The sequence below is a fragment of the Comamonadaceae bacterium OTU4NAUVB1 genome (genome assembly GCA_024372625.1).
In the GTDB taxonomy this organism is placed as follows: domain Bacteria; phylum Pseudomonadota; class Gammaproteobacteria; order Burkholderiales; family Burkholderiaceae_C; genus Variovorax.
This window is the reverse complement of sequence record CP099605.1, coordinates 3,210,187-3,222,193: the sequence shown is the minus strand read 5'-3', so window position 1 is coordinate 3,222,193 and position 12,007 is coordinate 3,210,187. Positions and strand designations below refer to the sequence as shown.

The window sequence follows — 12,007 nt, the reverse complement described above, 5'->3', positions numbered from 1 at the left end:
TCGGGCCGGGCGCTGCGTCCGGACCGCCCCGCGCGGAGGCCGCGTCACTTCTCGGCGAAGGCCCGCTCGACGACGAAATCGCCGGGGGTGGAGGTGTTGCCTTCCTTGAAGCCGCGGCCTTCCAGCATGTGCTTCAGGTCGACCAGCATGCCGGGGCTGCCGCACAGCATCACGCGGTCCTCGGCGGGGTCGATGGGGGGCAGGCCGAGGTCGTCGGTGAGCTTGTTGCTCTCCACCAGTTCGGTGATGCGGCCCATGTTGCGGTATTCCTCGCGCGTCACCGTCGGGTAGTACAGCAGCTGCTTCTCGATCATCTCGCCCAGGATCTCGTGGCGCGGGAGATGGTCCACCACCAGGTCGTGGTAGGCCAGCTCGTCGATCTGGCGCACGCCGTGCACCAGGATCACCTTCTCGAACTTCTCGTAGGTCTCCGGGTCGCGAATGATGCTCATGAAGGGCGCGAGGCCGGTGCCGGTGCCGAACAGGTAGAGCCGCTTGCCGGGCAGGGTGTAGTCGATCAGCAGCGTGCCCGTGGGCTTGCGCCCGACGATGACGGTGTCGCCGACCTGGATGTGCTGCAGGCGCGAGGTCAGCGGGCCGTCGTCGACCTTGATGCTCAGGAACTCGAGGTATTCCTCGTAGTTGGGGCTGGCGATGCTGTAGGCGCGCAGCAGCGGCTTGTCGTTGACCCGCAGCCCGATCATGGTGAAGTGGCCGTTGGAGAAGCGCAGTGCCGGGTCGCGCGTGGTGGTGAAGGTGAACAGGCGGTCGGTCCAGTGGTGGACTGACAGGACGCGTTCTTCGCTGAATGCACTCATGAAAGGAAAGACTCGAAGGGAGAAGTTGACGGGATGGCGGCGACGGATGCTTGGCGCAAGGGCTGGCGGCGTCAACCGGTCGAAGGCCTCCGATTGTCTTCGACCCGCGAGCCGGCACCGCCAGCGGGGTCTAAGTCATCGCGCCGGTGATCGTCGAGCGGATGGCCGGCATGATCCTTGCGCTCAAGGCCGAGGGCGTGGGCATCCTGCTGTCGGAGCAGAACACGCACTTCGCCGCGCGGGCCTGCGTGCTGCAGAAGGGCGAGGTCCGCTTCCGGGGCTCGATGGCCGAACTGGCGGTGAACGCCGAGGTCCGGTGCCGGTTCCCGGGCCTGCAGCGACCGGCCCGGCGCCCCCGCGTGCCGAACCGCCACCCGGTCGCTCCGCGTTCCCTCTTTTCCATCCCGTTCCAAGGAGTGCCGATGCATCGCAGAACCTTCCTCCACGCCGGCGCCGCGCTCGGGCTCGCCGGCCTGTCGACGCATTTCGCCGGCGTCGCGTTCGCCGCGACCCGGATCGTGCCGGGCGCGAAGGCCGCGCTGATCGTCGTCGACGTCCAGAACTGCTTCGTCGAGGGCGGCACGCTGCCGGTCAAGGGCGGCGCCGAGGTCGTGCCGGTCATCAACCGGCTTGCCGCGGCCTTCGAGAACATCGTCGTCACGCAGGACTGGCACACGCCCGGCCACGCGTCCTTCGCCACCGCGCACGCCGGCGCCAAGCCCTTCGAGACCACGACGCTGAGTTATGGCACGCAGGTGCTGTGGCCCGACCACTGCGTGCAGGGCACCGAGGACGCCGCGCTGCACCGGGACCTGAAGCTGCCCACCGCGCAGGTCATCGTGCGCAAGGGCTTCCACAAGGACGTCGACAGCTACTCCGCCTTCGAGGAGGCCGACCGCAAGACCGCCACCGGCCTGGGGGGCTACCTGAAGCAGCGCGGCATCAGGACCGTGTTCGTCACCGGGCTGGCGACCGACTTCTGCGTCGCCTGGACGGCGCTCGATGCCCGCAAGGCCGGCTTCGAGGCCTGCGTGATCGAGGACGCCACGCGCGCCATCGACCTGAACAGCTCGCTGGCGGCGGCGTGGAAGCGGATGACGGCCCAAGGGGTCAGGCGCATCCGGTCGACCGACATCCTGGGAACCTGACGGGCCGGCCGGCCGCCGGCCCCGATCAGGCGCTTGGGCCCGGGCGCAGCAGCCGTTCGATCTGCGCGTCCTTGAACGCCCAGACCTCCGCCAGCCAGCGGTGGAAGTCGCCGCGGTAGGCCGCATCGCCTTCGTAGTCGCCGTGGCCGAAGGCCGCGGGGATCGGCACCTCGCGCGCGCGCAGCACCACGCGGGTGGTGCGCCCGCACAGGAAATCCCAGAAGCTCGGCACGCCGTCCGGGTAGACGATCGTCACGTCGACCAGCGACTGGAACTTGCCGTCCATGGCGTCGAGCGCCAGTGCCAGGGCGCCGGCCTTGGGCTTGAGCAGGTGGCGGTAGGGCGAGGACTGGGCGCGGTGCTTGGCCGGCGTGAAGCGCGTGCCCTCGGCGAAGTTCATCACGCTGGTGGGCACCAGCGCGAACTTCTCGCAGGCGCGGCGCGTGGTCTCGCGGTCCTGCTGGCGCAGCGCTGGGTTCCTGCGCAGGTCGGCCTTGCCGTGGCGCTTCATGAACGGAAAGTCGAGCGCCCACCACGCCAGACCGATCACCGGCACGTAGATCAGCTGCTGCTTCAGGAAGAACTTCAACAGCGGGATGCGCCGGTTGAGCACGCGCTGCAGCACGAAGATGTCGACCCACGACTGATGGTTGGCGTTGACCAGGTACCAGCCCCGGTAGGCCAGCGTGTCCACGCCCGCCACGTCCCACGCGGTGCGCTGGGTCAGCCGCATCCAGGCGCCGTTGCAGGCGATCCAGGCCGTGGCGATGGCGTTGAGCAGCGGATCGATGCGCCGCCGCACCGCCGCGAACGGCAGCGCCAGCTTCACCAGCGCGCACACGAAGAGCAACGCGCACCAGAACAGCGTGTTGATCACCAGCAGCAGGAACGCGACGACGCCGCGGACGACGGGAGGAAGGAAGCCGAGCATGGGAGGAGCGGGAAGGGTGAGGACAACCGCGCATTGTCCGGCCGCCGAAGCGGCCGAGAATCCCATGCCGCTCCAGGCCTTCCAACGACCCTGCATCGAGAGACACGCACCATGCCTTCCACGACCGCCGACCACGCCGTTTTCGATTCCGCTGCGTCGCCCTCCCTCGGGCTCGACGCGGCGATGACGCTGCCCCGCGACGTCCAGCGCGCGACGCTCGTGGGCCGCTGTTGGCAGCCGGGCGTCGGGCCGGTGCTGGTGGCGGTGCACGAGGGCGGACTGCACGACCTCTCGCGCCTGGCGCCCACCGCCAGCGCGCTGCTCGAGGGCCAGGACCCCGCCGCCGCCGTGCGCGCCGCGCTGGCGGCCGGCACGGCGCCGCGCATCGCCTCGCTCGACGACGTGCTGGCCACGGCCGCCGAGGCCGGCGGCGACGCGACGCCCCACCTGCTCGCCCCGTGCGACCTGCAGGCCGTGAAGGCCAGCGGCGTGACCTTCATCGAGAGCCTGCTCGAGCGCGTGATCGAGGAGCAGGCCCGGGGCGACGCCTCGCGCGCCGAGGCCACCCGCGCGGCCCTGGGCGACGTGCTGGGCGACAACCTGCACGGGATCGTGCCGGGCTCGCCCGAGGCGGCGCGCGTGAAGGAGGTGCTGATCGCCCAGGGGGCCTGGTCGCAGTACCTGGAGGTCGGCATCGGCCCGGACGCCGAGATCTTCACCAAGGCGCCCGTGCTGGCGGCCGTGGGCACCGGCGCGCAGGTCGGCATCCATTCGGGCTCGGTCTGGAACAACCCCGAGCCGGAAGTCGTGCTGGCCGTCGACAGCCAGGGCCGCACGAAGGGCGCCGCGCTGGGCAACGACGTCAACCTGCGCGACTTCGAGGGCCGCAGCGCCCTGCTGCTGGGCAAGGCCAAGGACAACAACGCCTCCTGCGCCATCGGGCCGTTCATCCGCCTGTTCGACGATCACTTCGGCATCGACGACGTGCGCCGCATCACGGTGGCCCTGCGCGTGGACGGCCCCGAAGGCTTCGTGATGGAGGGATCGAGCTCGCTCGCGCGGATCAGCCGCGATCCGCTCGATCTCGTGGGCCAGGCCATCGGCGCGCACCACGCCTACCCCGACGGCCTGATGCTGTTCCTGGGCACCATGTTCGCGCCGACGCAGGACCGCCACGGTCCCGGCCAGGGCTTCACCCACGTCGTGGGCGACCGCGTGCGCATCGCCGCGCCCGAGCTCGGTGCGCTGATCAATCGCGTGGTGCACGCCGATCAGGCACCGCGCTGGACCTTCGGCATCGGCGCGCTGATGAAGAACCTGGCCGGGCGCGGGCTGCTCTGAGGCGACGCGGCGCCGGCGGCCGTCCGCACCCCCCACGCCGCCCTCACCGCCCTCACCGCCCTCACCCCGCCGCGCGCAAGGCCCGCCGGTACTGCACCGCCTCGGCGACGTGCGCGACCTGCACCCCGGCCGCGCCGGCCAGGTCGGCCACGGTGCGCGCCACCTTCAGCACGCGGTGCGTGCCGCGCGCCGACCAGCCCAGCTTGGCGGCGGCGGCGTGCATGAACGTCAGGGCGGCGGGCTCGAGCGCGGCGTGGCGGTCGATGTCGGCGCCCTGCAGCGCCTGGTTGGTCCGGCCCTGGCGCGCCAGGGCGAGGTCGCGCGCGGCCACGACGCGCGCGCGGATGACGGCGGTGGATTCGCCCTCCAGGGCGGTGTCGAGCAGTTCCTGGGCGGGGATCGCCGGCACCTCGATGTGCAGGTCGATGCGGTCGAGCAGCGGGCCGCTGAGCTTCCCCTGGTAGCGCAGCACCTGATCGGGCGTGCAGCGGCAGGCGTGACGCGCCGCGCCCAGGTGGCCGCAGGGGCAGGGGTTCATCGCCGCGACGAGCTGGAAGCGGGCCGGGAACTCGGCGCGCCGGGCGGCGCGCGCGATGGTGATGGTGCCCGTCTCCAGGGGCTCGCGCAGGGCCTCGAGCGCGGCGCGGGAGAACTCCGGGAATTCGTCGAGGAACAGCACGCCGTGGTGCGCCAGCGAGATCTCGCCCGGGCGCGGCGGCGAGCCGCCGCCCACCAGCGCGACGGCGCTGGCGGTGTGGTGCGGCCCACAGGTCGGGCGGCGCATCCAGTGCGCCGGCGAGAAACGTCCGGCCAGGCTGGCGACGGCCGCGCTCTGCAGCGCCTCGTCCACCGTCATGGCCGGCAGCAGGCCGGCGAAGCGCTGCGCCAGCATCGACTTGCCCGATCCCGGCGGGCCGACCATCAGCAGGCTGTGGCCGCCGGCCGCCGCGATCTCCAGCACGCGCTTGGCCCCCGCGTGACCCTTGACATCGGCGAGGTCGGGATAGGCCACGGCCTCGGCTGCACCGGTGGCGGGGTGCAGGCGCGTCCAGCCGGTCCCGGGCCCGGCGCCGGTGGCGGGTTCGGACGGGGCGGCGCCCTCGGCCGGCGGCGGGCGGAACCGGTCGACCACGTCGAGCAGGTGGCGCGCACCATAGACCTCGGCGCCGGGCACCAGCGCGGCCTCGCGCGCACTGTCCGGGGGCAGCACCAGCCGGGTCGCGACGCCGTGCATGAGCAGCGCCAACGCCATCGCCAGGCCCCGCGCACGGGACGCAATTCGCCCGAGAGTGACAGCTCGCCCGCGAACTCGTGGCCGGCCAGCCGCGCCGCCTCGATCTGTCCGCTCGCCGCCAGGATGCCCAGGGCGATGGGCAGGTCGAAGCGGCCGGAGTCCTTGGGCAGGTCGGCCGGCGCGAGGTTGACCGTGATGCGCTTGTTGTTGGGAAACTCCAGCCCGGCGTTCTGGATGGCCGAGCGCACCCGCTCGCGCGCTTCCTTGACCTCCACATCGACCAGGCCGACCAGCGTGAAGCTCGGCAGGCCGTTGGCCAGATGCACCTCGACGGTGACCGATGGCGCCTCCAGGCCGAGCAGCGCCCGGCTCTGCACCAAAGACAGACTCATTTTCTTCTCCCTGCTTGCTTTTAATCACCAACATGGTGCGTCAATCTTCCAGTGCCAGCCGGGCCGCTCTTTTGGTGCGCCCGGGCCGAGGGACGGACGAAACGCGGTGACACGCGGTTCGACGCCTTTGGCACGCTCCCTGCTTTGAAGGACTTCCCAACCTATTAAATACTCGAGGAGTCACCCGATGATGCACCGCAAGACCGCCCAGGCCCTGGCCGTCGCCGCCCTGGCGTCGCTGCCCATGCTCGCCGCCGCCCAGTTCACGGGCAACGTCGCGTTGACGAGCAACTACAAGTTCCGTGGCCAGGACCAGGACACCAGCAAGAACCGCGCGTTCAAGCCGGCGATCCAGGGCGGTCTGGACTATGCGTTCGGCGAGACCGGCTGGTACGTGGGCAACTGGAACTCCAGCGTCAACTGGCTGCCGGGCAACAGCATCGAGAGCGACTTCTACGGCGGCTACAAGTTCGCCGCCGGCGGCATCGCCTGGGACGTGGGCGCGCTGACCTACGTCTACCCCGGCAACAGCACCGGCAACACGACCGAACTGTACGGCGCGGGCACCCTGGGCCCCGTGACCCTGAAGTACGCGGCCACCGTGTCCAAGGACTACTTCGGCTACGCCAACTACCGCAACGACTCCGGCCTCAAGGGCACGGGCACCGGCTACCTGAGCCTGATCGTGGCCCAGGAGATCGCCCCTTCGCTGACCCTCAAGGGCGCCGTGAACTACACGCGCTTCTCCAGCGACATCCGTGGCAGCGGCGTGCCCAGCTACGTCGACTACGCCGTGGGCGTGTCCTACGACTTCGGCAACGGCCTGGCGCTGTACGGCGGCGTGCAGGGCGCCACCAAGAAGAACTACTTCGGCGACATCAACAAGGCACGCGCCATCGTCACGGTGAGCAAGGCACTCTGAGCCTCCAGGAGGGCGCGGGCCTTGCTGCCGCGCCTTCGCCATTCCATTCCAGGAGAAATTTCAAATGAAGCTGGTCACGGCCATCATCAAACCCTTCAAGCTCGACGAGGTGCGCGAGGCCCTGTCGACCATCGGCGTCCAGGGCATCACGGTCACCGAGGTCAAGGGCTTCGGACGCCAGAAGGGCCACACCGAGCTCTACCGCGGCGCCGAGTACGTCGTCGACTTCCTGCCGAAGGTGAAGATCGAGGCGGCCGTCTCCGACGACCTGGTCGAGCGCGTCATCGAGGCGGTCGAGAGCGCCGCGCGCACCGGCAAGATCGGCGACGGCAAGGTCTTCGTCTACGACCTGGAGCAGGTCGTTCGCATCCGCACCGGCGAGACCGGTCGCGAAGCCCTCTGAGCGCGATGACCCGACACGGCACGAAAGAACGATACAAATGAAAAAACTGCTTGTCTCACTGGCGTTCGGACTGAGCGTCCTGACCGCCGGCATCACCGGTTTCGCGCAGCCCGCCCCGGCCACCGCACCGGCGGCCACGGCCGCCGAGGCGCCCGCGTCGGCTTCCGTCGCCGCCTCCGCCGCGCCCGCCACCGCTGCCGCCGCCTCGGCGCCGGCCGCCGCGCCCGCGCCCAAGATCGATTCCGGCGACACCGCCTGGATGCTGACCTCCACGCTGCTGGTGATCCTGATGGTCCTGCCGGGTCTGGCGCTGTTCTACGGCGGCCTCGGACGCTCCAAGAACATGCTGTCGGTGCTGATGCAGGTCTTCGTGATCTTCTCGCTCATCAGCATCCTGTGGGCCATCTACGGCTACAGCCTGGCGTTCACCGGCGAGGGCAACTTCTTCGGCGGGCTCGACAAGATGTTCCTGAAGGGCGTCACCACCGAGACCTTCGGCGCGCTCACGACCATCCCCGAGTACGTGTTCGTCTCGTTCCAGAGCACCTTCGCGGCCATCACCGTGGCGCTGATCGTGGGCGCCTTCGCCGAGCGGGCGAAGTTCTCCGCGATCATCCTGTTCTCGGTGCTGTGGTTCACCTTCAGCTACGTGCCGATGGCGCACATCGTCTGGGGCGGCGGCCTGCTGGGCAAGGACGGCGCGCTCGACTTCGCCGGTGGCACGGTGGTGCACATCAACGCCGGCGTCGCCGGCCTGGTGGGTGCCTACATGGTGGGCAAGCGCCTGGGCTTCGGCAAGGAGGCGTTCACGCCGCACTCGCTGACGCTCACGATGGTCGGTGCCTCGCTGCTGTGGGTCGGCTGGTTCGGCTTCAACGCCGGTTCGGCCGGCGCGGCCAATGCCTCGGCCGGCCTCGCGTTCATCAACACGGTGCTCGCCACCGCTGCCGCCACCCTGTCGTGGAGCCTGGGCGAGAGCCTGCACCGCGGCAAGGCGTCGATGCTCGGCGCCGCCTCCGGCGCGGTCGGCGGCCTGGTCGCGGTGACGCCCGCGGCGGGCTTCGTCGGCCCGATGGGCTCGATCGTGCTGGGCCTGCTGGCGGGCATCGTCTGCCTGTGGGGTGTCAGCGGCCTCAAGCGCATGCTCAAGGTCGACGACGCGTTCGACGTCTTCGGCGTGCACGGCGTGGGCGGCATCCTGGGCGCCATCCTGACGGGCGTGTTCGCCTCGCAGAGCCTGGGCGGCACCGGCGGCCTGACCCCCGACACCTTCACGATGGGCGGCCAGGTCTGGATCCAGGTCAAGAGCGTGCTGTTCACGATGGTGTGGTCGGGCGTCGTCTCGTTCATCGCCTTCAAGATCGCCGACCTGACCATCGGCCTGCGCGTGACCGAAGAGGAAGAGCGCGAAGGCCTCGATATCTCGTCGCACGGCGAGACGGCCTACAACCGCTGAGCCCGCGTCCGGTGCCGCCCCGATCGGGCGGCCCGGACCCGTCGCACCGCATTCACCTTTCCCCTCATCCGGACGGACCGAGTTCTTCAGCGAGTGTCTCCTTGGATGGATGTTCAGCCCGCCGGCGCCCAGCGCCCGCGGGCTGTTTTTTTGGCACGGGCGCGCCGGAGCGCGACACAATCGTCTTCATGACCTGGACCTCCCTCGAAGACAGCTTCTGTCAGCTCGGCGAATCCCCGTTCTGGCACCCCCTCGAGCACGCCCTCTACTGGCTCGACATTCCCGGGCGCACCGTGCTGCGCGCCACCTTGCACGAGGGCGACGGTCCGCCGCGCGCCCGCGCGGTGGAGCGCTGGACCCTGCCGAGCGAGCCCGGCTGCATGGCCCCCGCGCGCAGCGGCGGCCTGGTGATCGCCCTGCGCGAAGGCATCCATCGCGCGCGCGCCTGGGGCGGCGCGCTGGAACTCCTCGAACCGGCCATTCACGACCCCCGCACGATGCGCTTCAACGACGGCAAGTGCGATGCGCTCGGCCGCTTCTGGGCCGGCACGATCAACGAGGCCAAGGACGGCGCCACCGCCGCGCTGCACTGCCTCGACCTGCGCCCCGGCCGGCCGTCGGATGCGCCGCGCTTCGCCACGATGGCCGGACAGGTCACCACCGCCAACGGCCTGGCCTTCTCGCCCGATGCCCGCACCGTCTACTGGGCCGACACCCCGGCGCACCGCGTGCGCGCCTGGGACTGGGACGCCGAGGCCAACACGCTCACGGGCGAGCGCACCTTCGCCCGCTTCGACACCCGGTCCGAGGGCGGGTCGTCCGCTCCGCCGGCGCGCTACGACGGCCGGCCCGACGGCGCCACCGTCGACCGCCAGGGCCACTACTGGGTGGCGATGTTCGAGGGCGCCCAGCTGTTGCGCTTCTCGCCGGCGGGCGAACGGGTCGAGGCCCTGGCCGTGCCGGCGCGATGCCCGACCATGCCCTGCCTCGGCGGTGCCGACCTGCGCACGCTCTTCGTCACGACCGCCTCCAAAGGCCGTCCGGCCGAGGAGCTGGCGCGCCTGCCCGAGTCGGGCCGCGTGCTCGCAACCCGCGTCGCGACGCCGGGGCTGCCGGTGCGGTTCTTCGAGGACTGACGGGCGTCCTCGGCGAGCCTCCGGCGCGACCGCTCCGCCGGCCCTCCGGCGGTACCATCGACCGCATGGATTCCCCGTTCCAACCTCTCGTCGAGCGCATCCGCGCCGCCGCCGCCGCCGCCACCCCGCTGCGCATCCGCGGCGGCGGCACCAAGGACTTCCACGACGTCCCCGCCCGCGACGGGACCCAGGTGCTCGACACCCGTGCCCTCGCGGGCATCACCGCCTACGAGCCCAGCGAACTGGTCGTCACCGCCCGGGCCGGCACGCCGCTGGCCGAGCTGGAGGCGGCGCTGGCGGCCGAGGGGCAGTGCCTGCCGTTCGAGCCGCCGCATTTCGACGCGACGGGCGAGGCGGGCACGGTCGGCGGCATGGTCGCCGCCGGCTGGTCGGGTCCGGCGCGCGCCAGCGTCGGCGCGGTGCGCGACTACGTGCTCGGCGTCAAGCTGATCGACGGGCGCGGCGAGGTGCTGAGCTTCGGTGGCCAGGTGATGAAGAACGTCGCGGGCTACGACGTCTCGCGCGTGCTGGCCGGCTCCTTCGGCACGCTCGGCGTGATCGCCGAGGTCAGCCTGAAGGTGCTCCCCATCGCCCCGGCCGAGGCCACGCTGCGCTTCGAGTGCGGCCAGGCCGAGGCGCTCGACCTGCTCAACGGCTGGGGCGGGCGGCCGTTGCCGCTCAACGCCAGCTGCTGGGTCGAGGACGCGGGCCGTGGCGTGCTCTACCTGCGCCTGCGCGGTGCCGTGGCGGCGGTGGAGGCCGCCTGCTCGCACCTGGGCGGCGAACCGTGTCCCGATGCCCCGGCCGACTGGACGCTGTGCCGCGACCAGGGCCTGCCGTGGTTCGCCGAGCGCGGCGAGGCACGCGACCTCTGGCGGCTGTCGGTGCCGCAGACCGCGCCGGTGATCGCGCCGCCGGCCGGTGCCCGCGAGGACGCCGGTCCGCTGGTCGAGTGGCACGGCGGCCAGCGCTGGTACCGCGCCCCAGCCGGCCAGGACGACCACTGGCGCGCGGCGGCGCGATCCGTGGGCGGGCACGCGACGCGCTTCCGGGACGCCGTGGCCAGCCGGACGAACGGCGTGGCGGCCCAGCGTGGCGAGCCGCCGTCTCCGGCCCTGGCGCGCATCCAGGCGGCGCTGCAGCGGGAATTCGATCCGGCCGGCCTGTTCGAGCGTTCCGCCGCGCCGGCCAGCCTCTAGCGGTCGCGGGCTTCCCGACCGCACGGCCGCTCCTTCGTCCCGCCTACGTCCAGCGCTCCGCCTCTCCATGCGCCGCCTGCTCCACCTCTCCGGTCGGCACCGGACGGCGTCGATCGACAACCTGCTGGGGCTGCTGCTGGCGTTCAACGCCGGCGCGGTGAATGCCGGTGGTCTGCTGGTGGTGCACATGTACACCTCGCACATGTCGGGTTTCGCCTCGCAGGTGGCCGACGGCCTGGTGCTGGGCCATGCGACGCTGATCCTGGGCGCGGTCGGCGCGCTGCTGGCCTTCATGGGTGGCGCGGCCAGCACGGCGGTGATCGTCCACTGGGCGCAGCGTCACCACCTGCGCAGCGCCTATGCCATGCCGCTGCTGCTGGAGGCCGGGCTGCTGCTGGTGTTCGGCCTGCTCGGTGCCCTCACGCTGACCTGGCCGACGCCGTTCTCGGTGCCGCTGACGGTGCTGCTGCTGTCCTACATCATGGGCCTGCAGAACGCGCTGAGCTCGAGCATGTCGCACGGCCGCCTGCGCACCACCCACATGACCGGCCACGTCACCGACCTGGGGCTGGAGCTCGGTCGGCTGCTCTATCGCAACCCGCGTGGCCTGGCGGCCGACGAGCGCGTGCGCGCCAGCCGTCCGGCCCTGCGTTTCCACGGCGGCCTGCTGGCCATGTTCATCGCGGGCGGCATCGTCGGCGCGGCGGGCTTCAAGTACGTCGGCTTCGTCTGGGTGATGCCGCTGGCCGCGCTGCTGCTGGCGCTGTCGCTGCCGCCGCTGCGCCGCGACCTGCGGCGCTCGGCCTACCTGCGTCATCGGCTGGCGTCGTTCCGGCGACGCGTCGTTCGTTCCCGTCCACCCCCCTCGCCCGTGCGCTCGCCGGACGCGGACGGGCCGTCCTTCGACCCGCCGGCCTCCGCCCCGCCCGCGCCCGCCGCGCCACCGCCCTCATTCCCCTCGGCCTGACGGGAACGCCCGCGGCTGCGATCCTCTGCCTTCCCCATCGAACAGAACACGAGACGCTCC

General features: G+C 71.4%; 10 protein-coding genes and 1 pseudogene. 8 read left to right on the top strand and 3 right to left on the bottom strand.

The genetic code is table 11. The features are described 5' to 3' along the window. Positions 1 to 44: 44 nt before the first annotated feature. Positions 45 to 818: a ferredoxin--NADP reductase gene (locus tag NF681_18580; GenBank protein ID UST54239.1), complete on the bottom strand. Its 774-nt coding sequence runs from the start codon at positions 816 to 818 to the stop codon at positions 45 to 47. A gap of 422 nt (positions 819 to 1,240) precedes the next feature. Between NF681_18580 and pncA the strand changes: the two genes are divergently transcribed. Beyond that, positions 1,241 to 1,966: a bifunctional nicotinamidase/pyrazinamidase gene (pncA, locus tag NF681_18575; GenBank protein ID UST55845.1), complete on the top strand. Its 726-nt coding sequence runs from the start codon at positions 1,241 to 1,243 to the stop codon at positions 1,964 to 1,966. A gap of 25 nt (positions 1,967 to 1,991) precedes the next feature. On the opposite strand, the gene NF681_18570 is transcribed toward pncA, so the two are convergent. After that, a complete protein-coding gene (locus NF681_18570) occupies positions 1,992 to 2,897 on the bottom strand; it encodes an acyltransferase (GenBank protein UST54238.1) in 906 nt (301 codons plus the stop codon). 183 nt (positions 2,898 to 3,080) lie between these two features. Here NF681_18570 and NF681_18565 point away from each other — a divergent pair, with 183 nt between their 5' ends. Next, the gene (locus NF681_18565; protein UST55844.1) at positions 3,081 to 4,238 is read left to right on the top strand and encodes a fumarylacetoacetate hydrolase family protein; all 1,158 of its coding nucleotides are present in this window, start codon (positions 3,081 to 3,083) and stop codon (positions 4,236 to 4,238) included. A 61-nt stretch (positions 4,239 to 4,299) separates the two neighbouring features. On the opposite strand, the pseudogene NF681_18560 reads toward NF681_18565, so the two are convergent. Next, a pseudogene (locus tag NF681_18560) lies at positions 4,300 to 5,864 on the bottom strand (YifB family Mg chelatase-like AAA ATPase). 190 nt (positions 5,865 to 6,054) lie between these two features. Here NF681_18560 and NF681_18555 point away from each other — a divergent pair. The 6 genes from NF681_18555 (at position 6,055) to NF681_18530 (ending at position 11,947) form a co-directional block, all read left to right on the top strand. Next, on the top strand, positions 6,055 to 6,786 hold the full coding sequence (locus NF681_18555; protein ID UST55843.1) for a TorF family putative porin: 732 nt from the start codon (positions 6,055 to 6,057) through the stop codon (positions 6,784 to 6,786). 64 nt (positions 6,787 to 6,850) lie between these two features. Beyond that, positions 6,851 to 7,189, top strand: a complete 339-nt coding sequence (glnK, locus tag NF681_18550; GenBank protein ID UST54237.1) for a P-II family nitrogen regulator — start codon at positions 6,851 to 6,853, stop codon at positions 7,187 to 7,189. A gap of 235 nt (positions 7,190 to 7,424) precedes the next feature. After that, entirely contained in the window at positions 7,425 to 8,645 is a 1,221-nt protein-coding gene (gene amt, locus NF681_18545) for an ammonium transporter (GenBank protein UST55842.1), read from the top strand. Positions 8,646 to 8,833: 188 nt separating this feature from the next. Next, positions 8,834 to 9,781 (top strand): SMP-30/gluconolactonase/LRE family protein, encoded by a 948-nt coding sequence (locus NF681_18540; GenBank protein UST54236.1) that lies wholly within the window; start codon positions 8,834 to 8,836, stop codon positions 9,779 to 9,781. A gap of 65 nt (positions 9,782 to 9,846) precedes the next feature. Then, positions 9,847 to 10,980 carry a glycolate oxidase subunit GlcE gene (gene glcE, locus NF681_18535; GenBank protein ID UST54235.1) on the top strand — a complete coding sequence of 378 codons (1,134 nt, stop codon included), beginning with the start codon at positions 9,847 to 9,849 and terminating at the stop codon, positions 10,978 to 10,980. Between the two features lie 67 nt (positions 10,981 to 11,047). Continuing rightward, complete coding sequence (locus NF681_18530; protein UST54234.1) at positions 11,048 to 11,947, top strand: DUF1275 domain-containing protein; 900 nt, start codon at positions 11,048 to 11,050, stop codon at positions 11,945 to 11,947. Positions 11,948 to 12,007 lie beyond the last annotated feature (60 nt).

What these genes read in the sequence shown, in the direction of transcription:
- NF681_18570 (UST54238.1), bottom strand. Translation starts at nt 2,897, where the DNA reads ATGCTCGGCTTCCTTCCTCCCGTCGTCCGCGGCGTCGTCGCGTTCCTG.
- NF681_18565 (UST55844.1), top strand. Translation starts at nt 3,081, where the DNA reads ATGACGCTGCCCCGCGACGTCCAGCGCGCGACGCTCGTGGGCCGCTGT.
- NF681_18540 (UST54236.1), top strand. Translation starts at nt 8,834, where the DNA reads ATGACCTGGACCTCCCTCGAAGACAGCTTCTGTCAGCTCGGCGAATCC.
- glnK (UST54237.1), top strand. Translation starts at nt 6,851, where the DNA reads ATGAAGCTGGTCACGGCCATCATCAAACCCTTCAAGCTCGACGAGGTG.
- NF681_18530 (UST54234.1), top strand. Translation starts at nt 11,048, where the DNA reads ATGCGCCGCCTGCTCCACCTCTCCGGTCGGCACCGGACGGCGTCGATC.
- NF681_18580 (UST54239.1), bottom strand. Translation starts at nt 818, where the DNA reads ATGAGTGCATTCAGCGAAGAACGCGTCCTGTCAGTCCACCACTGGACC.
- glcE (UST54235.1), top strand. Translation starts at nt 9,847, where the DNA reads ATGGATTCCCCGTTCCAACCTCTCGTCGAGCGCATCCGCGCCGCCGCC.
- pncA (UST55845.1), top strand. Translation starts at nt 1,241, where the DNA reads ATGCATCGCAGAACCTTCCTCCACGCCGGCGCCGCGCTCGGGCTCGCC.
- NF681_18555 (UST55843.1), top strand. Translation starts at nt 6,055, where the DNA reads ATGCACCGCAAGACCGCCCAGGCCCTGGCCGTCGCCGCCCTGGCGTCG.